We start from the raw sequence: 24162 nt of genomic DNA on the forward strand, positions 1-24162 counted from the left end.
TTTAGCTGTGGACAGCAGAATCGGTTTTTTTATTCTTTTTCAAAAAGGAGGTTTATGTTAAGATTTAATTTTGTAAGTTCGTCTTCGTATGGAGGGGAAATGAATTGATTTATTTAGATAATAGTGCAACAACCAAACCATATAAAGAAGTACTGGAATCATATGTAACTGTTTCGAGCGAATATTTTGGTAATCCTTCCTCATTGCATAATTTGGGAACCCAGGCAGAGAAGCTTTTGATGCAAGCGAGGGGGCAAGTTGCTAAGCTATTAAAAGTAAAACCAAATGAAATATACTTTACATCAGGTGGAACAGAGAGCAACAATATAGCAATAAAGGGTGCTGCTTTGTTTAATAAAAAAAGAGGGCGTCACCTCATTACTTCAAAAGTAGAACATGCATCCGTCCGTGCTGTAATGGAACAGCTTGAACAAGAGGGGTTTGAAATTACGTACCTTCCTGTTGACAAAGAGGGTAGGGTAAGTGTCAATGAAGTAGAAAAAGCAATACGCAACGAAACGATCCTCCTCTCAATTATGCATGTAAACAATGAAGTAGGCACCATACAGCCGGTTAAAGAGATTGGGGACCTATTGAAAAAATATCCATCGGTTCTATTTCATGTCGATGCCGTTCAAGGCGTGGGAAAAGTACCCCTTGATATATACCAAAGCAGAGTTGATCTTTGTTCCTTTTCTGCTCATAAATTTCATGGAGTAAAAGGAACTGGTGCTCTCTTTATTCGAGAAGGGGTGAACCTTGCACCCTTATTTTTAGGTGGAAATCAAGAAAGAAACATGAGGAGCGGTACAGAAAATGTCGCAGGTGCTGTGGCGATGGCAAAAGCGCTTCGTATGACTTTTATGAAAAGCGAAGCTGGGATTAAAAAAATGGAAAGTATCCAACGGATGCTAAGAACAGGACTAGCAAATGTAGAGCATGTAACCATTCATACTCCTGTAGAAAACGCGGCCCCCCATATAGTAAATCTATCACTGCGTGGGATGAAATCGGAAGTATTAATTCATGCACTTGACCAGGAGGAAATATTTGTTTCAACAACGAGTGCCTGCTCGTCTAAGAAGAAAACTCCAAGTCGAACGCTTCTTGCTATGGGGGTTCCAGATGATCTTGCAGACAGTGCAATTAGGATCAGCTTATCTTTTGAAAATACCCCTAAAGAGGCAGAAATAGCGATTAATGCTATTGAAAAAGCCGCTAAACATATACGAAAGGTTATGAAATAAATGAATTATGATCGTATTCTTATTCGTTATGGTGAGATTTCAACAAAAGGGAGAAATCGCCATAAATTTATTGAAAAACTAAGAAAGAGTGTGGTAAATGTCCTTTCTTCATTTCCGAATGCAAAAGTTGAAGCTAGCCGTGACCGCATGTATATCATTTTAAATGGTGAAGATGGAAAGGAAATAATCAGAAAGTTAAATGGGATATTTGGTATTCAATCCTTTAGTCCTGCCGTTAAGATAGAAAGAGAAGTGGAAAGCATCAAAGCAGCCTCTCTAGAATTAGTAAATTCCATTTATAGTGAAGGGCAGACTTTCAAGATAACTCCTAAACGATCGGATAAAACATTTGAATTGGATACAGACGGAATCAATCGTGTAATTGGGACACACTTGCTGAAAAATATCCCGGGACTAAAAGTAAATGTGAAAAATCCTGATATTGATTTGAGAGTAGAAGTTAGACAAGAAGCTGTATACTTATCTTGCGAAACGATACAAGGTGCCGGTGGACTTCCAGTGAAATCAGCAGGAAAAGCCATGCTGATGTTATCAGGTGGGATTGATAGTCCTGTCGCAGGTTATTTATCCATGAAACGTGGATTGGAAGTGGAAGCTGTCCACTTTTTTAGTCCCCCGTATACAAGTGAGAGATCCAAGGAAAAGGTCATTGACCTAACAAAAAAACTAGCGGAAATCTATGGCTCAGTAACACTTCATATCGTCCCGTTTACAGAAATTCAGCAGATTATCCGGGAGCAAGTTCCTGAGAACTATACAATGACAACGACTAGAAGAATGATGCTCCGCATAACAGATGAAATTAGAAAGCAACGAGAAGGGTTGGGCAATTATTACAGGAGAAAGTCTAGGACAGGTAGCAAGTCAGACGTTAGAAAGTATGTTTGCCATTAACGATGTGACGAATACACCAATATTACGTCCATTGATTTCGATGGACAAAACAGATATTATAAAAATCGCGCAAGACATAGATACGCTTGAGATTTCAAATCGGCCGTTCGAAGATTGCTGTACTATCTTTGTACCTGCTTCCCCAAAAACGAAGCCGAGGAGAGAAAAGGTCCAACGTTATGAAAGCTTTGTTGATTTTGAAGAATTAATTTCGAAAGCTGTACAAAATATTGAAACGCTTAAAATTTCTGCCGATGATTCTCATGATTCGCAATCAGAGTTTAATGCGTTATTCTAATAAAGCGAATTAAGAAATTTTTGTGAACATTTACCAATTGTGTGATGGAATGAAGAAGCGATCTTCTACACATTCTATACTCACAAGGAGGTGAATATCACATGGCAAACAACAATAACTCAAATCAATTGCTAGTACCTGGTGTACAACAAGCTCTTGACCAAATGAAGTATGAAATTGCTACTGAATTCGGTGTTCAACTTGGTGCTGACACTACTTCACGCGCTAACGGTTCTGTTGGTGGTGAAATCACTAAGCGTTTAGTCGCTATGGCTGAACAACAATTAGGCGGCGGATTTGCTCGTTAATCCAAAATAAAATACGATGGCTACAGAGAGTGGGTTTTATCCCGCTCTCTTTTTTATGGATAAAAAATACTTTTAGATGAATAATAATTTAAAATTTTTAAATAATTTTGTATAATAAGGTTTGTGGGATATTTGTAAAGGGGGAGAACGATGAAAAGAGAAGATTTAATTGCACCAGAAAGGTATAATCTTGTTTCTGAAGTAGAACGTTTTGCAAAAGATCCAAACAGAATGGCATTAAAATGGGAAAATGAATCTGGGGAGACCAAGGAAGTTACATACGAAAATTTATTAAAGCAAGTTAATAAGGCAGGAAATGTTTTTATCGATAAGGGTTTAAAACAGGGAGATGTGGTTCTTGTTATAGTTCCGCGTCTTATTGAAGCTTACGTAGTCTATTTAGCTGCCTTGAAAGCTGGAATGGTTGTAATCCCTAGTTCAGAAATGTTAAGGGAAAAAGACTTACAGTACCGGATTTCACACGGTGATGTGAAAGCAGTTGTTAGCTATTTTCCATATGTGGACCAATTTAATAACATTACTGAAACACAACCACTAGTAAAGTTTACAATTGGGGGAGAGGAAGAGGGCTGGATTCATTTAGATGCTGAAATGGGACAGGCAAAGGATGATTTACCATTAGCTGATACCTCAAGAGACGATATGGCATTTTTGTCCTATACTTCTGGAACAACCGGCAATCCAAAAGGTGTTGTTCATACACATGGCTGGGCATTTGCTCATCTGAAAACCGCTGCTTCAAAATGGCTGGGGATTGAAGAGGGAGACACGGCTTGGGCTACTGCAGGTCCTGGCTGGCAAAAATGGATTTGGAGTCCATTTTTATCGGTCCTTGGTTCAGGGGCAACGGGGTTAGTGTATAACGGCAAATTTGAGCCTAAAAAATATTTAAGTCTCTTACAGAAATATACGGTTAATGTATTATGCTGTACACCAACCGAATATCGCTTAATGGCAAAGGTTGATAATTTAAGTGAATACCAGTTGCCAGCTCTCCATAGTGCAGTATCAGCAGGGGAACCTCTAAATCGTGAAGTTATTGATACATTTAGAAAGTATTTTAACGTTGAGGTCAGAGATGGTTACGGTCAAACGGAAAATACCTTACTTGTCGGTGTAACAAAAGGGATGGCATTAAAACCTGGTTCAATGGGAAAACCTACTCCAGGAAACAGAGTAGAAATTATTAACGAAGAAGGACAGGTATGTGCTGTCGGAGAGGTTGGAGATATCGCCGTTCATGTGGAAACACCTGCCTTATTTAAAAATTATTATAAAGATCCAGAAAGAACTGCTATGCAATTCCGTGGGGATTATTATGTAACTGGAGATAAAGCGAAAATGGATGAAGACGGCTATTTCTGGTTTGAAGGACGCGGAGATGACATTATTATCAGCTCTGGTTATACGATCGGACCTTTTGAGGTAGAAGACGCACTTGTTAAACATCCATTTGTAAAAGAATGTGCGGTAGTGGCAAGTCCAGATGAAATTCGAGGCTTTATTGTTAAAGCGTTTGTTGTTTTACAAGAAGAGGTAGATCCGGCCGACCCAGAATTAACCAAGACGCTTCAGGAGCATGTAAAAACTCTTACAGCGCCATACAAATATCCAAGAAAAATTGAGTATTTATCCGAACTTCCAAAAACGACATCAGGGAAAATCCGGAGAATTGAGCTTCGTCAAAAAGAATTTGCATCAGCTAAGCAAGTATAATACACACAAGCAGACGGGGTATTCCTGTCTGCTTTTTTCCTTTTTACAGAGGAATAAATTAGAAGCAAAAATATCCCCTATTTTCAGTATTTCAGGTTATAATTAGGATTATTTCGATACTAGAAAGAATAGGGGCTCGAGAATATATGAAAAGAACAGAACTTCAGCAGGGAGCCATCCATGCCGGTTTTTCTTATTTACTATGGGGATTATTGCCGATTTATTGGAAATTCCTAGGCGAGGTTAATGCACAGGAAATTCTGGCGAACCGAGTATTTTGGTCGTTTATTTTTATGATTGTTGTTTTGGTTTTTACAAAGAAATGGGGATTGTTTGTACAAACGTTTAGAGGGTTCGCCCAAAACAAAAAGCAACTGTATGCATTGACTATTGCTTCTCTCTTAATCAGTATAAATTGGTTTATTTATATTTGGGCAGTTAATAGTGGACATATGATTGAAGCGAGCTTAGGATATTATATTAATCCCCTTGTCAGTATTTTATTAGGCATGCTAGTCTTAAAGGAGAAGTTAACGATCTATCAATATATCTCCTTTGTCCTGGCAACTGTGGGGGTTTTAGTATTAACCGTTGCACATGGTAAATTTCCTTGGATCGCGATTACATTAGCACTATCCTTTGGTTTATATGGATTAGCGAAAAAGCTGATTCATGTGGAGTCAGCAGTAGGGCTGACATTAGAAACCATGGTGGTCGCACCCATTGCGGCTATATATATGATTTTATTGTTTAGTAAAGGGACGAATTCGTTTTTAACTTCAAGCATGGGAACGGATTTGCTTTTAATAGGTGCGGGGGCAGCTACAGCAGTGCCATTGCTATATTTTGCAAAAGGGGCTCAAAAAATCCCACTATCTCTATTAGGGTTTTTACAATATATTGCACCTACACTCACATTGCTTTTAGGAGTTTTTGTATATAATGAACATTTTTCTAAGGTTCAGCTTTTATCCTTTATGTTTATCTGGTCAGCATTAACGATTTATTCTTTATCTAAAACAAAGCTTTTCTCAGCAATGGAATTAAGATGGCGAAGTAAAAGAACAAGCATCTAATCAAAAGGCAGACTCTGCATGGAGTCTGCCTCTTATATTGCATAATAAGAAGTATAAGATTCGACTTCGAGAATTGTCCAGCTCCAGCGCCTAGCCAGTTTTCGTCCTGAATATTCTACCTTGAGTATCTTGTAACAATCATGGCTTGATAAAGCGATGATTGTTACAGCTCGGGTCAAATAACCTTCGGCAATAAAAGTCAAAAGGCGGACTTTTCTTGCCGAAGAACTTTTGCCTGTCGGGGCTGACCAAGGCGCTTACGCTTTTCTTTATAAATACGTTCTTTTTACTTTTTCCCAGAAGGAGTTGTCTTTTAGTTTTAGTGTTTTCAGCTTTTTATCGCTGATTTTTACTTGAATTTTGTCGACATGGCGGATGCTTAGAGCTTCGTTATCCATGCCCATTGTTGGGTGGTCATTGCCCTCAGAAATGACTTTAAGTGTAAGGGTGCGTTCGCTGCCTAGAATAAAGGAAGCACCAAGTGTTCGATAACGATTGGTATTCACAGAGGCCACTTCGCTTACCTGCATACAGGATAGAAGCGGGTCAACAACTGAACCATTGACAGATTTATTATAAGCTGTACTTCCTGTTGGTGTTGCAACAATTAAACCATCCCCGCGGAAGGTCTCGAAATGAAGCTGGTCTACAAAGACGTCCAAAACTAATGTCTTAATAATGGAAGAGCGGATACTAAATTCGTTCAAACAGTGGAACGTACCTTGTCCGTCTACGGTGACTTCAATAGTTGGATAGCGACGAACCTCAATATGCTCATTCGTTGTAATAGCCTCGATCATCTTGGATGTATCACTAATTCGAAAATCACAATACATACTTAAACTATTTTTAGTTGAAATCCCCACATAAAGGCAATCATCCCGGAACCCTGTTTTTCTCACTGCTTGCAAAAAGGTCCCGTCATCTCCAACGCTGGCAATGATATTCGCTTTTCTATAATCATTAACCATAGTAAAACCATAACGATCTGCTATTTCAAATAATGGAGCAGCTTTAGCAAGCATGTCCTCATCGCGCTTATGGTAAAAATAGATGTTGCGTCTCGATTCCATATATTGTGCCTCCTGTCAGATGCTGGTGAAATTGTTTTTAAATACACAGTAAAAGTTTGCTAAAATAATGGTAGCTTGAAATTAGTTTAGCATTTTTTAGAGACAATATGAAAGCAGTTACATCATTTCATACATAAAAAAAGGGGGAAGCATATTGAATGGAAAGCGATGGGCAGCACTTGGAATTGCAGCTGCACTATTTTTTGTTTCAATCGTAATTAATTTTTTATCAGCGTTTGCTTTCAAGGGACTAAAAACCGATTTAGGTGATTTTATGGCTACCACCGAACAGTCCTTTACTGAGGAAGTTGTTGAAGATGGAAGTGAATTAAAGAAAATTGTCATTCTCGATGTGAACGGGGTAATTCAAGACACAGGAGAAACAGGGGCACTCCTATCTGGCGGAGGGTACAATCATCAGGACTTTATGAAAAAGTTAAACTACATAAAAGATGATGACACAGTTAAAGGGATCATTATCAAGGTGAATTCTCCAGGCGGTGGAGTCGTTGAAAGTGCTGAAATTCACGATAAGCTTAAGGAAATCCAAAAAGATACGAAGAAACCAGTATATATTTCAATGGGCTCAATGGCTGCATCTGGGGGCTATTATATTTCAACAGCTGCAAAGAAGATTTTTGCAAGTCCTGAGACATTGACAGGCAGCTTAGGAGTCATCATGGAAGGGATTAACTATGAGGGACTAGCAGATAAATACGGTGTCGACTTTGTAACAATTAAAAGTGGGCAATATAAAGATATTATGAGCCCGACCCGTAAAATGACTGAAGAAGAACGTCAGATTTTACAGTCCATGATCAATAATTCATACGATGGTTTTGTTAAGGTTATTTCGAAAGGCCGCAACATGACGGTCGAACAAGTCAAGAAAATAGCAGATGGCCGGGTGTATGATGGCCGCCAAGCGAAGGAATTGCATCTTGTTGATGAATTCGGTTATTTAGATGATGTGATTGTCCGGATGAAAAAAGATGAAAAGCTTAAAGGTGCAAAGGTAGTCCGTTATGCAGATGATCTTGGATTTGGATCACTTTTTACTATGCAGGCTAAAAAAATTATGGGAGACAATGGGGAATTAGCAGGGATAATGAAGGTCCTTTCAAAGCCTAATTCACCACGTCTTATGTACTTGTATGCAGAATAGGGGTGGGGGATTGGAGGAGCATGAACAACAAGAAAATCTAAATGTAATGACTACTCATTGGCCCGTTCGCTATGCGGGTTTCTGGATGCGCTTCTGGGCTTATCTACTTGATTTAATTGTCGTTGGAAGTATTGAAAGAATAGTGATTAAACCCTTATTCAGACTGCTAGATATTTCACTATCGGAGTTTAACATATTTGCACCGATTTCCATTGCAACCGCCGTCGTCTTTTATCTTTATTTTGTTCTAATGACCAAGTTCTTTGGCCAAACCCTTGGAAAAATGGTTTTTGGAATAAAGGTAGTAGATTTGAAAAAACAAGAGTTAACATGGGGAACCATTTTGTTTCGTGAATGGATCGGTCGTTTTATATCTGCAACCATTATTGTTGGTTATGTGATTGTTGCTTTCTTACCTAAAAAACAGGGCCTTCATGATATCTTCTCGGATACGACGGTCATTCATATCGAACGATAATCAGTAAATTACCTGTCAACATCAAGTTGGCAGGTTTATTTTTTTGGGTTAAGCGAATAATAAAAGGCTGAAAGGTGGTGAATGTGAGTGATATGGGTCCTACTAATCGTGTCGTTGCTATTGCTATTATTTCTTCTTCTTATTTTTTCTAAATTAACAATTTTTTTAAATTACTATCATTTTAATGACAATGATGATTTGAAGGTAGAATTTAGATTATGGTTCGGGTTAATTAAATACAAGATTGATGTTCCATTAATAAAGATTGATGATGATTCCCCTAGTATCGTAGTAAAGAGAAAAAGAAAGGGGAAAAAGAATGAGGAGAATAACAATGTTTCAGTTAATCAGATTGAAAAAGACGATGTGATGACAAGTTTTGAAAATACAAAAGAACTGCTAGAGCATGTATTTGGCTTGCATAAGATTATTAGGACGTTTTGTAAAAAGGTATCTATAAAAAAGTTTGAGTGGCATTCGATGGTTGGAATAGGAGACGCAGCATTTACTGGAATGATAACTGGGGGAATATGGGCAATAAAAGGAAGTATCATTGGACTCCTTAGTCATTATCTGTCATTGAAAGTGATGCCTGAACTCTCTGTTACGCCTCATTTCCAAGCAGCTGTTATCCAAATAAGATTTTCAGGTATTTTTCAGTTTCGAATAGGGCATGCTATTCTCGCAGGATTAAAGCTGATTAAATTCTGGAAGGGCGGAAAACCGCACTTTAAAAAGAAAGCAAAATTCTCAAGTGAAAAAACTAATTCTGTTTGAAATAGGAGGAAAGATCCATGTCCGACCATCCAATTCAAGGTTTGATGACAACCGCAATGGAAAGCTTAAAAGAAATGATTGATGTAAATACCATTATTGGGGATCCGGTTGAAACCCCCGATGGAAGTGTTATTTTAACAGTTTCTAAGGTAGGGTTTGGTTTCGCTGCAGGGGGTAGTGAGTTTAAAATGGACAGCAGCCAATCACAAGGTCAGGGGCAGAGTCAAGGCCAAGGCCAGGGTCAGCCGAAGCTTCCATTTGGTGGAGGTAGTGGGGGCGGTGTATCTATTACCCCTATAGCTTTTTTAATTGTGAACTCACATGGAGTTAAGATGTTGCACCTTGATGAAAGTACGCATTTATATGAAAAAATTTTAGAGCTGGCACCACAAGCAGTGGACAAAATTCAACAAATGTTCTCAAAAAAAGATGAAAATAAACAACAACAAAATCAACAACAGAACCAACAGTCCCATCAACCAAAACAAGAGCTTGAGTTTTAATCTCCAAGTTAATCTTCTCAAATGAGAGGATTAACTTTTTTCTTGATACTCAATCATTGCAAAACATGTGTTGAAAAGATATATTTACACTGTACATATTAAAGCAGATTCTCTTATTTTGAGTAGTTGCTTTAAAACGACAAAGGAGGATGTCAGGATGGCAAATGTAACTTTTAAGGGAAATCCAGTAACATTACTAGGGAACGAAGTGAAAGTAGGAGATAAGGCTCCAAATTTCACCGTGTTAGCAAATGATCTATCAGCAGTAACTTTAAAGGATACTAAGGGGCAAGTTCGCTTAATCAGTGCAGTACCTTCTCTAGATACTGGTGTATGTGATGCGGAAACACGACGTTTCAATGAAGAAGCTAATGGCTTAGGAAATGTTAAGATTCTAACTGTAAGCGTGGACCTTCCATTTGCGCAAAAGCGCTGGTGTGCTGCAGCAGGAATTGAAAACGTTCAAACTCTATCTGATCACCGTGATCTATCATTTGGTGAAGCATATGGTGTTGCGATTCAAGAATTAAGACTTTTAACTCGTGCAGTTTTCGTTGTTGATTCTACAGACACAGTAACATACGTAGAATACGTGAGCGAAGCAACAAATCATCCAAATTATGAAGCAGCACTTGAAGCTGCTAGAAATGCAAAGTAAAATAGTCATAAGAAGGCCTCGGCACGTTGCGAGGCCTTTATACTTGTTTAAAAAATACATACTCGTATAAAATGAATAAAGAATTTTAGGGATGGAGGGGAATAAATGAAAATTTCTCCAGTAGAACAACTTTTTACAGTTTTTAATGAAACGGCGCTTGCATTACAAGAAGAATTGTCTTGCAGTTATCTGGAAGCACTGGCAGAAACGGGAGAAAACATATTCCAAGGTACAATTCTCCAGGAAGAGTTAAGTGAATTAACAGTAAAAAGATTAAAAAAACAATACGAAGAAATCAATATTGATAAGTATTCAAAGGAAGATCTTCGTAAGGCTTATCAGCTTGTCATTTTAAAAGGGATGAAGGAGAATGTACAGCCTAATCATCAGATGACACCTGATTCTATTGGATTACTGGTTGGATATTTAATTGATCGATTTGTCAAAAAATCAAATTTTAAACTTCTTGATCCTGCAGTTGGAACGGGCAATCTTTTAACCACTGTTTTAAATCATATACCCAAAGAGATTACCTCTGTTGGCGTTGACGTGGATGACATTCTTATAAGACTTGCCTATGTAAATGCAAATTTACAAGAACATCCGATACAATTATTTAATCAGGACGCTTTAGAACCTTTATTTATTGATCCTGTGGATGCTGTTATAGCAGATCTACCTGTCGGATTTTATCCGAATGATGTCCGCGCTGCTGATTTCCAGTTAAAGGCTGATACTGGTCATTCGTTTGCCCATCATTTATTTATTGAACAAAGTGTACGGCATACAGCACCTGGTGGGTATTTGTTCTTGCTTGTACCAAGCGGCCTTTTTGAAAGTGAACAAGCGGGACAGCTTCGTGAATTTATTAAGGAACATGTAGTGATTCAGGGGCTACTCCAATTGCCAGAAACGATGTTTAAGAATAAACATGCGGCAAAAAGTATTTTCATTTTGCAAAAAAAGGGTGATGGAGTTCTACCTCCAAAACAGGCGTTACTTGTTAACCTTCCGAGTCTGTCAAAGCAGCAGGAAATGGACCGGATCCTCTCACAAATAGAAAAATGGTTCCAAGAAAACAAAGGATAAAATCGGTGAAAAACTCCGGTTTTTTCCTTTTTTTTATCTGCTGAAAAGAAAGAAAAATTTGAATATAATTACATTTACGCTGTAACCGTTGCCATGTGATTTATTCCTTGAAATGTCCTATATTCAGTGATTAAATGAGGAATTGAGAGAAATAAACAAAGTCGGTTTGCGCAAAATAAAGGTGTACTAAACCAAAATTGCAGATCAATGACGTTGTTATATAAAAGGAGCGGTTAGCTAAATGGCAAAAATTATTGCAATCAATGCGGGAAGTTCTTCTTTAAAGTTTCAATTATTTGAAATGCCAAATGAAGATGTCATTACAAAAGGTCTTATTGAAAGAATTGGCCTAAATGATTCAATTTTTAATATTACGGTAAATGGTGAGAAAATCCAAGAAATTACGGATATACCTGATCATGAAGTAGCAGTAAAAATGCTGTTAGATAAATTAACGACATTAGGAATCATTCAATCCTTGGATGAAATTGAAGGTATTGGTCACCGTGTTGTACATGGTGGAGAAGCGTTTAATGATTCGGTTTTAATTACAGATGAAGTAATCAGTAAAATTGAAGAACTTTCAGAGCTTGCACCATTGCATAATCCAGCAAACCTAACAGGGATCAGAGCGTTTCAAAGTGTTCTACCTAATGTTCCGGCCATTGCTGTGTTTGATACGGCTTTCCATCAAACCATGCCGGAAAGTTCTTTCCTTTACAGCCTTCCATATGATTACTATAAAGAATATGGTATTCGTAAGTATGGCTTCCACGGAACATCACATAAGTATGTTTCACAACGTGCTGCAGAATTACTTGGCCGTCCAGTTGAACAGCTTCGTTTAATTTCTTGTCACTTAGGGAATGGGGCAAGTATTGCAGCCATTGAAGGTGGAAAATCAATTGATACATCAATGGGCTTTACTCCACTTGCAGGTGTAACAATGGGTACGCGTTCAGGAAATATTGACCCTGCTTTAATTCCATATATCATGGAAAAAACAAATCAAACAGCTGATGAAGTATTAGATGTTTTAAATAAGAAAAGCGGTATGCTAGCTGTATCTGGTTTCTCAAGTGACTTAAGGGATATTGAGGTTGAAGCGAAAAAAGGAAATGAACGTGCACAGCTTGCTTTGGATGTATTTGCTAACAGAATTCATAAGTATATCGGTTCGTACGCATCGCGTATGTATGGAGTAGATGCCATTATTTTCACTGCAGGTATCGGCGAAAACAGTGATACGATTCGTGAAAATGTATTAAAAGGTCTTGAATTCATGGGTGTTTATTGGGACCCAGCTCTTAATAAAGTAAGAGGAGAAGAAGCATTTATCAACTATCCTCATTCACCAGTAAAGGTTTTAATTATTCCAACAAACGAAGAAGTAATGATCGCCCGCGATGTAGTTCGCTTAGCGAAATAATTCTTCAATCTCAACTAAATTTACAGAGAGGCAAAAGCTAACAATTATTGGCTTTTGCCTTTTTATCGTTCTCTGGCTTTATGTTATACTGTTAGGAGAAGTTTGTTGGAGGAGGTTCATACGATGCCATTTAAAGAACGAGAAAGAAAAGTATGGAATGAAATAACTGAATGGGAACAGAATTTATACAATTACGAACCAAATGACTTCCAATTAACATATGAAAAATATTTGGAGCGTTCTTTCTCCTTATTGCCTGAAACGGTTCAAAACCAATTTTTTTCCCTCGTTGATACATGGCTGTTCCATTTACATGGTATGATTCAAGGTTCGCAGCTTCAAATGGATGCAAAAGAAAGAATTCTTTCCTCTGGAAGAGTTTTTATCCCGGATTTAGAAAATATTTCAGACTTAAAAAATTTGGATATTCATCAATTACAATACATAGCAGAACAACATATTGCGAGGCATCGCCTCTATTCCTTTGCTCAAGGCGGCTTAGCGGGAACGGGGAGCTCCTTGCTCTTGGGGATGGATATCCCAGCAATGGCAGTGATTAATTTAAGAGTCGTTCAATTAATTGCGATGACCTACGGATACGAAGTCAATACACCATTCGAAATGATGACTTCACTCAAAGTGTTTCATACCGGAACCTTGCCTCCAAGAGTTCAAAAAGAAGGTTGGGGTATCTTAAAAAATGAATTAGAAGAGTTTGAAAATCCGTATTTCTATGAAGGAAATGAAGAGATTACTGATATCACTTGGCTTGAGCAGCCATTACAGCAATTATTTAAAGCTATTGTCATTGCTGTATTTCGAAGAAAAATGATTCAGGGCATGCCTCTTGTCAGTATGGCCATTGGTGCAGGTATAAACTATCAGTTAACAAGAAAAGTAACGGACTTAGCTCATAAATATTATCAGTATCGTTATTTAAAAGAAAAAGAGGAGTTTCAACTATGAGTACGCAGGAACATAAACGGGAAGCACCAAAGAGAATTAATTGTAAGGTGATTACAGTTAGTGATACGAGAAACAAGGATACAGATAAAAGTGGTAAGTTTATGATTGAGCTGCTGGAACAGTCTGGCCATATCATTACTGATTACGTGATTGTAAAGGATGAAAAACTGTCTATTCAAGATGAAATCTTAGAAGGGTGCGGACGTGAAGATATAGATGCAATCCTCATTAATGGTGGAACGGGGATTGCCAAACGGGATGTCACTATTGAAACGGTAAAGAACCTGCTTGATAAAGAAATTGTTGGCTTTGGAGAATTATTTAGGATGTTGAGTTATCAAGAGGATATAGGGTCTGCAGCCATTCTTTCGAGAGCGATTGCCGGCGTAGTAAACGATAAAGCGGTCTTTTCGACCCCAGGTTCAACAGGTGCTGTAAAGCTGGCAATGAATAAGTTAATCTTGCCTGAGTTAGGGCATGTGGTAAGAGAAATTCAAAAAGATTTATAGTGCAAAATAACTAAGAGGAGGACCCTTAATGGAGTCTTCCTCTTTTTAAATTATAGGTAGTTATAAACGAATTCGAGAATTGTCCAGCGCAAGCGCCTAGCCCCTCGGTCTGGTCAAGGCGCTTGCGCTTTTCTCAGTGATGTGCTTTTGTGGAAAGTGTTTGATTTGCTCTATACCATAGCCATAAATCATTGATAATGGAGGCAAGTTCTGCAATCTCTTGGTTCAGTTCGCATGAACGTGTGAAGTCATTTTCATCGGAAAGCTGAGCTTGTTTATAATTAATTTCATCCTCAAGCTCTGCAATTCTGTCTGGAATGGAGCCCCGTATGTTTTCCCAATGAAAAAGAATGTCCTGTTGGACTTCTTTGCTATATTGCTCCCATTCTACTGTTATATCGGGAAGAGAGATACCTAGGCGCTGATTAAAAGAAAAATAGTCCTTCATAAGGCTGCCTCCAAGCTGTGTAATAATTTCTATTTTACTATAAATTTCGGCATCCTTCACATTAAAACTTCTTTTGTAAGGAAAGCTGAAAAAAGGGTGTGCAGCTTGGTGCACACCCTTCATATATAAATTAGTTTTTTTCAGTTCGGACAACAAGTACATCACATGGTGCATACCGTGTAATGTGTTCAGAAACACTTCCTATAAAAAATCTCTCTACTACATTCATTCCTGTGGCACCACAAATGATTAAGTCAACATAATGCTTTTTGGCTATGTCTCGTGGAATACGTACCTTTGGAGAACCAAAATCAATCTCATATTGGACATCTGATAGTCCGGCATCTGTTGCTTGTTTGTGATAATTTTCCATCATATCTTTTGCTAGCTTTTCTGCGCGGTCCCCGATCACCGTATCATAGGCTTCGATTAATGCATATGACCGGGTGTCAATCACATGAACCAGAAGGAGGTTGGCATTATTTCTTTTTGCAATTTCAATACCTTTTCGAAAAGCCCAATCTGCTTCCTTCGAACCATCAATAGCGACTAAAATATGTTTATATTTGAGTCCCATGATTATCATCTCCTTACCTAAATTATACATTATTTAACAACGAATAACTGTTGCAATTTTTCGAACAATAATGGAGTAGGATACAATGAAAGGAGCTAGAATGATGGGAAACGGGGATCCAAAAAATCAGTATTCATTTGATTTTGATGAACAAGGATCGAATGAAGTAAGTCAACAGATTATGAATTCCTATAATAGTGGCTTTATAGGAGAAGGAACGGCGCTTGCAAACCAGGCTGATTTTAACACTACACCATCAGTCGACGGTGAAGGGTCCACAGAAAGCTAGACAATTATATGTTGAAACGAAAGGACTGTCCATAATAGGATGGTCTTTTTCATTGTGGAAAGAGGAATTTAGTAGACTTTTATCTCGTTAAATTTCTTTATTAGGGCATATACCCAAGAATATAGCTTCTTATATGCATATTGTTTAATGTGTGAAGTAAATAAAATGAGGAGGAATAAACATTGACTACTGAAATTTATGGCGTGCCCACAATAAACCAAGCGGATGAGAGAATTCGCCCTGGTTTTGGTGGCTTTGGACATTTTGGTGGTGGATTCGGCCGTCCGGGCTTTGGTTTTGGCGGTTTCGGTCGCCCAGGCTTCGGCTTTGGTGGTTTTGGTCGTCCAGGTTTTGGTTTTGGCAGACCAGGCTTTGGCTTCGGATTTGGTCGTCCTGGGTTCGGTTTTGGAGGCTTTGGCTTTGGTGTACCATTTTTAACTGGTTTAGCAGCGGGAGCACTATTGACTCCACCATATTATGGTTATGGGTATCCGTACCCATACCCGTATCCTTATCCATATCCTTATTACGGATACCCATATTACCCTTATTATTAATTTAAAGAAAAAAGCTTTGGCGTTTATTTAACGTCGAAGCTTTATTATAGTAATGGTCTTTCAAGAACTTATTCTAGAATAAGTTTGGGTAACTTCTATTTTTTTGGTAAAATTAAATTGCTTTCACTTTTCCGTTTTCTTTTAACTATTTTTCTATTGTTTTTATTAATTGGAGGTATGGACATGCGAATCGGAATACCTAAAGAGATAAAGAATAATGAAAACCGTGTAGCAATGACACCTGCTGGAGTGGTCAATCTTGTGAATTATGGCCATGAAGTCTTTATTGAAAATGGAGCGGGTATTGGCTCTGGTTTTTCAGATGAAGACTATAAAAATGCAGGAGCAAAATTAGTAGAAACACCTGCAGAAGCATGGTCCATGGAAATGGTCATGAAGGTAAAGGAACCTCTTCCAAATGAATATCAATATTTTCGTGAGGGATTAATCTTATTTACATATTTACATTTAGCACCAGAGCCCGAACTGACTAAGGCATTAATAGATAAAAAGGTTATAGGAATTGCTTATGAAACCGTTCAGCTGCCAAATGGAAGCTTACCATTATTAACCCCAATGAGTGAAGTAGCAGGGAGGATGGCAGCACAAATTGGTGCTCAATTCCTTGAAAAGGTCTACGGAGGTATGGGAATCCTTCTTTCTGGTGTTCCTGGTGTACAAAGAGGAACAGTTACGATTATTGGCGGTGGAGTTGCCGGTACCAATGCTGCTAAAATGGCGATTGGCTTAGGAGCAAAAGTGACGATTATTGATTTAAATCCTGATCGTCTTCGTCAGTTGGATGATATTTTTGGGTCTGATGTTACGACATTAATGTCAAATCCTTATAATATTGCCGAAGCGGTGAAAGAATCTGATTTAGTGATTGGAGCGGTACTTATTCCTGGAGCGAAGGCACCAAAGCTTGTTTCCGAAGAAATGGTTAAGTCGATGAAACCGGGAAGTGTGGTTGTCGATATCGCGATAGATCAGGGGGGGATTTTTGAAACAACTGATCGTATAACTACGCATGATAATCCAACCTATGTGAAGCACGGTGTGGTCCACTATGCGGTTGCTAATATGCCTGGTGCAGTACCGCGAACATCGACTATGGCTTTAACAAATGTTACTGTACCTTATGCTGTTCAAATTGCGAATAAGGGCTATCGTAAAGCATGCTTAGAAAATGTGGCGTTATTAAAAGGGATTAATACATTAAACGGCTATGTGACCTATGAAGCAGTCGCAGAAGCACAAGGTCTCGAATTTGCAGATACAAAAACATTGTTAGATAAGCAGTAAATTGATAAGACAGATTAAGAGGTGGGGCAAGGTGCCTGCCTCTTTTTTGAATAAATCAGGTAGAAGCTTTCCGGTACGGTCACGTAGAGCAGTTCTAGGTGATTCAAAAGGATGAATGGTATGGGGTCTAGCCAAGTAGGACCGTTCTATTTTTAAAAAATACTGATAGAAAGGAAGACCTGTCACGTAAAAACAGATAATTTCAATTAAAATATACAAATATACAAAAAAACCAGCTTCTAGTCAGAAACTGGTTTTGAATGTTAAGTATGGAGCCGCCATTGCCGTAAGAGTATAAGAAAGTTTTAAACCACCACTCCTCAAAGTGGGTGTTTTCAGAAGCTTTTCTGCGTGTCCTCCATGTCTTATAGACGGAGGCTTGTCATTCCAGCTTCAATGGTTAAACTCCCTGTTACAGCTTAAAGGTTAAAACTTTATTATGATTACGTACAACGCAGCTTGTATTTGTATATTACATCAAATAAAACAAAAATACAATGTCAAAAGAACCCAAATCTACCTACTTAATGATTTGCAATTCTTTTGGGAACTTAGTCAGAATCTTCGCTCCATCAGCAGTAATAAACACATCATCCTCAATACGAACACCGGCAACATCAGGAACATAGATTCCTGGTTCAATCGTATAAACCATACCTTCTTCAAGAATCAATTGATTTGTCTCAGTTAACGATGGGTATTCATGAACACTGATTCCAAGGCCGTGACCTAGACGGTGTGGGAAATACTCACCGTAACCTGCATCAGCGATGATACGTCGCGCAGTAAGGTCAACTTCAGCTGCACTAACACCAGGCTTACTTGCTTCAATCGCTGCCAATTGTCCTTTTAATACTGTATCATAAATCTCTTTTTGCTTGTCGTTAATGTCTCCGTAAGCAACTGTTCTCGTGATATCTGAACAGTATCGATCTACAACGACGCCTAAATCAAATAACACTAAATCGCCTTTTTGGATTTTGGTATTGCCTGGGTTCCCGTGAGGGGAAGCGGCATTCTTACCCGTTAGGACCATTGTTGAAAAAGACATTTCAGTTACGCCTTTTTGTTTTAATGCATACTCTAAGGCATTTAGGATCTCAAGTTCCGTTTTACCTTCCTTAATTTCACTAACGCCAAATTCAACAGCAAAGTCTGCTAGGGCACAGGCTTCCTCAATAATTTTTAACTCTTTCGCATCCTTAACCATACGAAGAAGTCTTAGTTTTTCCTCAACGGAAACAAAGGAGGCATTTGGGAATAAACGTAAGAGCTGTTCATACCGTTCTACATTCATATGCTCTTTTTCAATAGCAGCTTTAGAGACGCCGTTAATTCTTTTATTAATAGAGTTCAGAATCATTTCCCAAGGATTATCAATATCGCTATAACCTATAATCTGATGCTCCCAACCGGAACGTTTTGCGTCGTGTACCTCCATTCCAGGGCAGACTAGGAACGGTTCCTCCTCTTGAAAGACAGCGAGGGCGAGTAAGCGTTCATGAGGGTCGGTATAGTAGCCGCTTAAGTAAAATACATTTTCGGAAGAAGTAACAAAACTTACCTCAATGTCATTCTCTTTCATCCATGCTTGTAATTTGTTTAATCTTTGATTCATCATTTCTCCCCCTAATTTCAAATCCAATTTGAGAGTAACAATATAAGTTTGAATTGTAAACTATCTGAGATTATATTGTGCTAAAACGTATGGATTATGGGTATATTTGTGGAAGGAATTCCTATATTTTTATGGAAGTAATAATAAAAGACTTTTGGGAGGGTTACATATATGAAAGTGTCATATCATGGTCACTCAGTTGTACAAATTCAAACGAATGGGAAAACAATTATCATAGACCCGTTTATTACTGGTAATGGGTTAACAGATTTAACTGTAGACGATGTCAAACCGGATGTTATTATTCTCACGCATGGTCATGGGGACCACGTGGGGGATACGGTGGAGCTGGCGAAGAGAAATGATGCACTAGTCATTGCGAATGCTGATTTATGCGCATTTTTAAGCTTTCAAGGTGTGAAGACGCATGCTATGCATATCGGAGGAGCTTTCCAATTTGAGTTTGGAAAGGTAAAACTGACACAAGCATTCCACGGGTCAGGCTATGTCATTGATGGCAGTCAGGAGATTATTTATTGCGGTATGCCAGCTGGGATTCTTTTTATGAACGAAGGAAAAACCATTTATCATGCGGGTGATACAGGGCTTTTCTCAGACATGAAATTAATAGGTGAACGTCATCCGATTGACTTAGCCTTCTTGCCAATTGGAGATAATTTTACTATGGGTCCCGAAGATGCAGCTTATGCTGCAAAACTGTTAGCAGCTAAGACAGTAGTACCAATTCATTACAATACATTCCCGCCAATAAAGCAGGATCCAAACAAGTTCCTAGAAATGCTCGAAAATCGAAACGGTAAAATCCTTCAACCGGGAGAGTTCATCGAAATTTAACATCTTCTTATGGAATCACAGACTTTTTTTGCCCTCTCTTGCATAAAGATGGAACAAGCAGTCTTTTTATAGGGGGAAATAAATAATGAAAAAGAATCGCTACTTACTTTGCCTGCTACTTTGTGGCTTTATGCTTTATTTTGCTGTTCCAAGGTTATCTATACATGCAGAAGGTCTTCAAGGGACATTTGCCTGGGCCTGGTTAGCCTTTGCATTAATGGTTATGGCAGGAAATCTTACAGGGTTGCTTTACAGCCCAAGAAAGCAAATGCAAAAACCTCAGGTGGGCAGAGTAAAGAAAAAGTCCCGTTCTTTTCACTAAGAATTAGGAAACAATGTGTGAAACCGCATTGAATCAAGGCTTTTAACACTTTATAATAAAATTTAGACTTATCTGGTGAAGTGATAACCAGATGATTGGAATTAAACTATAAAGGGTGAAGGTCTTGGCTACTAAGCACGAACAAATCTTGCAATATATTGATGGACTTCCTGTTGGGGAAAAAATATCAGTGCGCCAAATCGCCAAGGCGATGACAGTAAGTGAAGGTACAGCCTATCGGGCGATTAAGGAAGCTGAAAATAAAGGGTACGTCAGCACCATTGAAAGAGTAGGAACCATTCGAATTGAACGAAAAAAGAAAGAAAATATTGAAAAGCTTACATTTGCTGAAGTAGTAAATATCGTTGATGGCCAAGTGCTGGGTGGAAGAACAGGTTTGCATAAAACACTAAATAAATTTGTAATTGGAGCCATGAAACTTGAAGCTATGATGCGATATACAGAAGCAGGCAACCTATTAATTGTCGGAAACCGTACGCAGGCACATGAGTTGGCATTAAAAGCAGGCGCGGCCGTATTAATCACAGGTGGATTTGATTCCGAGGATCATGTAAAAAAACTCGCAGATAGTCTTGAATTGCCTGTGATTTCAACCAGCTATGATACTTTTACTGTGGCTACAATGATTAACCGTGCGATTTATGACCAACTAATCAAGAAGGAAATTATCTTAGTTGAAGATATTTTAACTCCTATATCTGAGACCTATTATTTAAAGACAACAGATAAGGTAGCCAAATGGCATGAGTACAATCAAGAAACGAAACACAGTCGATATCCTGTAGTCGATCAAAATATGAAAATTCAGGGCATGGTTACTAGCAAGGACATATTAGGACAAGAATTAGAAGCATCGATTGATAAGATTATGACAAAACAGCCTATGACTGTGAATGGGAAAACCAGCGTAGCTTCTACAGCCCATATGATGGTTTGGGAAGGTATTGAAGTCCTCCCTGTTGCTGATGACGCCAACCGTTTAGAAGGGATTATCAGCAGGCAGGACGTCTTGAAGGCATTACAGATGAATCAAAGGCAGCCGCAGGTCGGAGAAACAATTGATGATATTGTAACGAATCAAATGGTTCTCCTTCAGGGAAAAGCAAAGGGTGAAGAAGTATATTCTTGTGAAGTCACTCCGCAAATGACCAACCACCTTGGAACTATTTCCTACGGTGTATTTACAACCATTGTCTCTGAAGCAGCTAATCGTGTGTTACGGAGCTATAAAAAAGGAGACCTTGTTGTTGAAAATATGACGATTTACTTTATAAAACCTGTACAAATGGAAACCACATTAGAAGTGTATCCTAAAATACTTGAAGTGGGTCGGAAATTTGGAAAAGTAGATGTCGAAGTATTCAACGATGGGATATTGGTCGGAAAAGCGATGATGATGTGCCAGCTGATTGATAGGCAATAAGAAAAGAGGTTGACACCTGTGTCAACCTCTTCGTTTTTTTATTTTTGTGCTTCGTACAGCTTAGCTTCCTCGATCGCAAACGGAAGGTAATGTTTATACTTTTTGAAACCAATCCAACTGAATACGGCTCCATAAGCGATAAACACGATGGCCACTAAATAAGTTAATGTGGTTTCAGAGATAAATATCAGGTGGTTTACACCGAAAAGAAAGACAAAAAGTCCAAGAGCTATATTTGATTTCGCAGAAAGCCATTTCTTTTCTACTTCACGGTTGCTTCTAAAGTATTTTGTCTTATAAAATAAATAGAAAGCAAATAATATGACAATTAAGACAGCAAATGCAAACATTATTGGTTCCTCCAAGCTTTGAAAATCACTATTATTTTACCTTTTTTTTTATAAAAAAGCCATTATTGGTTCTAAGGAGCAGTGTGTATGATAGAACAAATTTTAGCAGCAATTGAACAATATGAAACCATCATTGTCCACCGACATGTCCGACCAGACCCGGATGCTTATGGTTCCCAGGGTGGATTAGCCGCCATTTTACAAGAGTCCTATCCAGATAAGAAAATATACGCAGTGGGCAAAGAAGAACCAACTCTTCATTTTATGCGCAGGCTTGATGTGATTGACGATGAAGTCTATAAAGGTGCTCTCGTCATTGTTTGTGATACAGCCAATGCAGCAAGAATCTGTGATGACCGATACACTTTAGGTGATAAACTCATAAAAATTGACCATCACCCAAATGAAGATCCGTATGGTGATTTATTATGGGTAGATACATCAGCAAGTTCTTGCAGTGAAATGATTTATGAGTTTTACCTGGCTGGGAAAGAAAAAGGACTAAAGATGAATGATGAAGCAGCGAGATTGCTGTTTGCAGGTATAGTCGGGGATACTGGCAGATTCCTTTTCCCGAGCACTACAGAGAAAACCTTTGCATATGCAGGAGAATTAATTCATTATAACTTCTCACGCACCGACGTGTTTGATAAGATGTATGAATTAGATGCTCATATTATCAAATTGAATGGCTACATCCTTCAGAACTTTGAGCTTCAGGAAAACGGAGTAGCATCCGTTATGCTTACGAAGGAGCTATTAAAAGAATATGGGGCAAGGCCAGCAGAAGCTTCATTACTAGTGGGTATTTTAGGGAATGTAAAAGGGATTAAAGCATGGGTATTCTTTATTGAGGAAGAAGATCAAATTCGAGTTCGTCTTCGCTCAAAGGGTCCGGTCATAAATGGTGTTGCTAGAAAATTTAAAGGCGGCGGCCATCCACTTGCTTCAGGTGCTTCCATCTATTCTTGGGATGAAGTTGACCACGTCTTAAAAGAATTAAATGAGGTATGCCGTAACTATTCAAATTAAAAGAAAATGCCCCAGATTGCTGGGGCCGCTTTTCTTATTCAAATTCTATGTCCAGTTGAATAGTAAGGTTTGTATAAATAACCATTTCTTTTACCTTGAGTTTATAGCGTTTGTCATTGATTTTAATCGGTTTATTTTCAATAATTTTTTTCAAGAGATCCTTGCTTTTATATACAGTGTCTAAATCTTTTGCCAGCATCATACTGATATCATCTTTTACGGAGTCTTCCGTCTCTGAAACACTTAGCAAATCGAGCTTATATTTTTCCCAGTTCATAATCTTTACATTAATTTTTTGGACAGTCAGCTGTTCTATATTCCGCTTGTTCATTTCTTTATACTCTTCCTGCCAAATCTTTTTTTCTTCGTTTAAATCGATAATCTTTTGCTGCTGTATTCGTAATAATTCTGTATTCTCCTCCTGCCATACTCCGTAAATATAGAGAAAAATACACCAACTAATTGCACCACCTACTGCGGCACCTGCAAAAAAACGTTGCCAGGACGGTTTTCGATAGTAAGGTGGGATTCTCATGATGAAATATGCTCCTGTGTTAACCAATTGATGATGAGGGCACCTGTTTGGGCGCCTCCTAATGCAGAGAGAATTAATAAGAATTGTTTAAAAATATCCTTCGTATCGGCGTTAAATAAACCTCTTTCGAAGGTATAAACTGTATCGAATGTACCCCCAATCGCTGCTACGATGGCCCAAATTCTAAGTGCTGAGGATAAGCGGTAGACGGTTGTCAATGGTGGCTGTCCCGTTAAAAATGAGGCAATTCCGCCAATAAGTGACCCCCCTAGTACAACCCCTAAAGCAATAAAGTAACTTTCAATAAATGTAGGAAAAAAACCAATCTCTTTCATTCATTCAACCGCCTCTGTACATGATTAAGACATATATAACATTTATATGGACAAGTACACTAATTTATGTTTTTGGAAAGTAATTAGGATGTATAAATAGACTAGTCCTTTGAATCCAGCTCCAGCACCTAGCCCCTCGGGTCAAATAACCTTCGGCAAGAAAAGTTAAAGAACGGACTTTTCTTGCCGAAGAACATTTGCCTGTCGGGGCTGAACAAGGCGCTTCCGCTTTTTATTTAAAAGCTGTGTTAAAGAACATTGTTGATT

Annotated in this window: 27 protein-coding genes, 1 other RNA gene and 1 pseudogene; 21 read left to right on the plus strand and 8 right to left on the minus strand. The window is 38.3% G+C overall.

Annotation, left to right across the window (positions count from 1 at the left end):
• The first annotated feature begins 104 nt into the window (after positions 1 to 104).
• From QE429_RS08110 to rarD, 5 genes and pseudogenes are all read left to right on the plus strand, one after another.
• Positions 105 to 1247 carry a cysteine desulfurase family protein gene (locus QE429_RS08110; protein WP_307286111.1) on the plus strand — a complete coding sequence of 381 codons (1143 nt, stop codon included), beginning with the start codon at positions 105 to 107 and terminating at the stop codon, positions 1245 to 1247.
• A pseudogene (thiI, locus tag QE429_RS08115) lies at positions 1248 to 2460 on the plus strand (tRNA uracil 4-sulfurtransferase ThiI).
• A 101-nt stretch (positions 2461 to 2561) separates the two neighbouring features.
• Positions 2562 to 2768, plus strand: coding sequence for an alpha/beta-type small acid-soluble spore protein (locus QE429_RS08120; RefSeq protein ID WP_307286114.1), 207 nt, complete (start codon positions 2562 to 2564; stop codon positions 2766 to 2768).
• A gap of 150 nt (positions 2769 to 2918) precedes the next feature.
• The gene (gene mbcS, locus QE429_RS08125; RefSeq protein ID WP_307286117.1) at positions 2919 to 4505 is read left to right on the plus strand and encodes an acyl-CoA synthetase MbcS; all 1587 of its coding nucleotides are present in this window, start codon (positions 2919 to 2921) and stop codon (positions 4503 to 4505) included.
• A gap of 146 nt (positions 4506 to 4651) precedes the next feature.
• Positions 4652 to 5581 carry an EamA family transporter RarD gene (gene rarD, locus QE429_RS08130; protein ID WP_307286119.1) on the plus strand — a complete coding sequence of 310 codons (930 nt, stop codon included), beginning with the start codon at positions 4652 to 4654 and terminating at the stop codon, positions 5579 to 5581.
• Between the two features lie 269 nt (positions 5582 to 5850).
• Here rarD and QE429_RS08135 read toward each other — a convergent pair whose 3' ends face one another.
• The gene (locus QE429_RS08135; RefSeq protein WP_307286122.1) at positions 5851 to 6654 is read right to left on the minus strand and encodes an NAD kinase; all 804 of its coding nucleotides are present in this window, start codon (positions 6652 to 6654) and stop codon (positions 5851 to 5853) included.
• A 154-nt stretch (positions 6655 to 6808) separates the two neighbouring features.
• Here QE429_RS08135 and sppA point away from each other — a divergent pair, with 154 nt between their 5' ends.
• The 9 genes from sppA (at position 6809) to QE429_RS08180 (ending at position 14228) form a co-directional block, all read left to right on the plus strand.
• On the plus strand, positions 6809 to 7819 hold the full coding sequence (gene sppA / locus QE429_RS08140) for a signal peptide peptidase SppA (RefSeq protein WP_307286124.1): 1011 nt from the start codon (positions 6809 to 6811) through the stop codon (positions 7817 to 7819).
• A gap of 46 nt (positions 7820 to 7865) precedes the next feature.
• Positions 7866 to 8297 (plus strand): RDD family protein, encoded by a 432-nt coding sequence (locus QE429_RS08145; protein ID WP_307290747.1) that lies wholly within the window; start codon positions 7866 to 7868, stop codon positions 8295 to 8297.
• An 87-nt stretch (positions 8298 to 8384) separates the two neighbouring features.
• Positions 8385 to 9074 (plus strand): DUF2953 domain-containing protein, encoded by a 690-nt coding sequence (locus QE429_RS08150; RefSeq protein WP_307286129.1) that lies wholly within the window; start codon positions 8385 to 8387, stop codon positions 9072 to 9074.
• A gap of 17 nt (positions 9075 to 9091) precedes the next feature.
• Positions 9092 to 9577 (plus strand): GerW family sporulation protein, encoded by a 486-nt coding sequence (gene ytfJ / locus QE429_RS08155; protein WP_307286132.1) that lies wholly within the window; start codon positions 9092 to 9094, stop codon positions 9575 to 9577.
• Positions 9578 to 9734: 157 nt separating this feature from the next.
• A complete protein-coding gene (tpx, locus tag QE429_RS08160) occupies positions 9735 to 10235 on the plus strand; it encodes a thiol peroxidase (RefSeq protein ID WP_307286135.1) in 501 nt (166 codons plus the stop codon).
• Positions 10236 to 10340: 105 nt separating this feature from the next.
• Positions 10341 to 11324 carry a class I SAM-dependent methyltransferase gene (locus QE429_RS08165; protein ID WP_307286137.1) on the plus strand — a complete coding sequence of 328 codons (984 nt, stop codon included), beginning with the start codon at positions 10341 to 10343 and terminating at the stop codon, positions 11322 to 11324.
• 241 nt (positions 11325 to 11565) lie between these two features.
• The gene (locus QE429_RS08170) at positions 11566 to 12753 is read left to right on the plus strand and encodes an acetate kinase (RefSeq protein WP_307286139.1); all 1188 of its coding nucleotides are present in this window, start codon (positions 11566 to 11568) and stop codon (positions 12751 to 12753) included.
• 123 nt (positions 12754 to 12876) lie between these two features.
• Entirely contained in the window at positions 12877 to 13719 is an 843-nt protein-coding gene (locus tag QE429_RS08175) for an EcsC family protein (RefSeq protein ID WP_307286141.1), read from the plus strand.
• Positions 13716 to 14228 (plus strand): MogA/MoaB family molybdenum cofactor biosynthesis protein, encoded by a 513-nt coding sequence (locus tag QE429_RS08180; protein WP_307286144.1) that lies wholly within the window; start codon positions 13716 to 13718, stop codon positions 14226 to 14228. The genes QE429_RS08175 and QE429_RS08180 overlap by 4 nt, the downstream gene beginning before the upstream one ends.
• A gap of 133 nt (positions 14229 to 14361) precedes the next feature.
• Here QE429_RS08180 and QE429_RS08185 read toward each other — a convergent pair whose 3' ends face one another.
• Both QE429_RS08185 and QE429_RS08190 read right to left on the minus strand, forming a co-directional pair.
• Positions 14362 to 14676 (minus strand): ABC transporter C-terminal domain-containing protein, encoded by a 315-nt coding sequence (locus tag QE429_RS08185; RefSeq protein ID WP_307286146.1) that lies wholly within the window; start codon positions 14674 to 14676, stop codon positions 14362 to 14364.
• A 130-nt stretch (positions 14677 to 14806) separates the two neighbouring features.
• Positions 14807 to 15253 (minus strand): universal stress protein, encoded by a 447-nt coding sequence (locus QE429_RS08190; protein WP_307286149.1) that lies wholly within the window; start codon positions 15251 to 15253, stop codon positions 14807 to 14809.
• An 85-nt stretch (positions 15254 to 15338) separates the two neighbouring features.
• Between QE429_RS08190 and QE429_RS08195 the strand changes: the two genes are divergently transcribed.
• The 3 genes from QE429_RS08195 (at position 15339) to ald (ending at position 17404) form a co-directional block, all read left to right on the plus strand.
• Positions 15339 to 15542, plus strand: coding sequence for a hypothetical protein (locus QE429_RS08195; protein WP_307286152.1), 204 nt, complete (start codon positions 15339 to 15341; stop codon positions 15540 to 15542).
• A gap of 233 nt (positions 15543 to 15775) precedes the next feature.
• Entirely contained in the window at positions 15776 to 16099 is a 324-nt protein-coding gene (locus QE429_RS08200) for a hypothetical protein (RefSeq protein ID WP_373463238.1), read from the plus strand.
• A gap of 183 nt (positions 16100 to 16282) precedes the next feature.
• Positions 16283 to 17404 (plus strand): alanine dehydrogenase, encoded by a 1122-nt coding sequence (gene ald, locus QE429_RS08205; RefSeq protein WP_307286157.1) that lies wholly within the window; start codon positions 16283 to 16285, stop codon positions 17402 to 17404.
• Positions 17405 to 17672: 268 nt separating this feature from the next.
• Here the strand turns inward: ald and ssrS are convergent.
• Positions 17673 to 17868: non-coding RNA, 6S RNA (ssrS, locus tag QE429_RS08210), on the minus strand.
• 56 nt (positions 17869 to 17924) lie between these two features.
• A complete protein-coding gene (locus QE429_RS08215) occupies positions 17925 to 19022 on the minus strand; it encodes a M24 family metallopeptidase (protein WP_307286159.1) in 1098 nt (365 codons plus the stop codon).
• A gap of 171 nt (positions 19023 to 19193) precedes the next feature.
• Here QE429_RS08215 and QE429_RS08220 point away from each other — a divergent pair, with 171 nt between their 5' ends.
• From QE429_RS08220 to QE429_RS08230, 3 genes are all read left to right on the plus strand, one after another.
• Positions 19194 to 19877: a metal-dependent hydrolase gene (locus tag QE429_RS08220; RefSeq protein WP_307286161.1), complete on the plus strand. Its 684-nt coding sequence runs from the start codon at positions 19194 to 19196 to the stop codon at positions 19875 to 19877.
• A gap of 85 nt (positions 19878 to 19962) precedes the next feature.
• The gene (locus QE429_RS08225) at positions 19963 to 20199 is read left to right on the plus strand and encodes a hypothetical protein (protein ID WP_307286165.1); all 237 of its coding nucleotides are present in this window, start codon (positions 19963 to 19965) and stop codon (positions 20197 to 20199) included.
• Positions 20200 to 20323: 124 nt separating this feature from the next.
• Positions 20324 to 21643: a CBS domain-containing protein gene (locus tag QE429_RS08230; RefSeq protein ID WP_307286167.1), complete on the plus strand. Its 1320-nt coding sequence runs from the start codon at positions 20324 to 20326 to the stop codon at positions 21641 to 21643.
• Positions 21644 to 21681: 38 nt separating this feature from the next.
• On the opposite strand, the gene QE429_RS08235 is transcribed toward QE429_RS08230, so the two are convergent.
• On the minus strand, positions 21682 to 21993 hold the full coding sequence (locus QE429_RS08235; protein WP_307286170.1) for a YtpI family protein: 312 nt from the start codon (positions 21991 to 21993) through the stop codon (positions 21682 to 21684).
• An 87-nt stretch (positions 21994 to 22080) separates the two neighbouring features.
• On the opposite strand from QE429_RS08235, the gene QE429_RS08240 reads away from it, so the two are divergent.
• Positions 22081 to 23025: a DHH family phosphoesterase gene (locus QE429_RS08240; RefSeq protein ID WP_307286173.1), complete on the plus strand. Its 945-nt coding sequence runs from the start codon at positions 22081 to 22083 to the stop codon at positions 23023 to 23025.
• 34 nt (positions 23026 to 23059) lie between these two features.
• Here the strand turns inward: QE429_RS08240 and ytrI are convergent, their stop codons facing one another.
• Positions 23060 to 23560 (minus strand): sporulation membrane protein YtrI, encoded by a 501-nt coding sequence (gene ytrI, locus QE429_RS08245; protein WP_307286176.1) that lies wholly within the window; start codon positions 23558 to 23560, stop codon positions 23060 to 23062.
• Positions 23557 to 23895: a sporulation membrane protein YtrH gene (gene ytrH, locus QE429_RS08250; protein ID WP_307286179.1), complete on the minus strand. Its 339-nt coding sequence runs from the start codon at positions 23893 to 23895 to the stop codon at positions 23557 to 23559. The genes ytrI and ytrH overlap by 4 nt, the downstream gene beginning before the upstream one ends.
• Between the last annotated feature and the right edge of the window lie 267 nt (positions 23896 to 24162).

Origin of the sequence: Bacillus sp. SORGH_AS_0510 (assembly GCF_030818775.1) — a bacterium.
GTDB lineage: Bacteria > Bacillota > Bacilli > Bacillales > Cytobacillaceae > Neobacillus.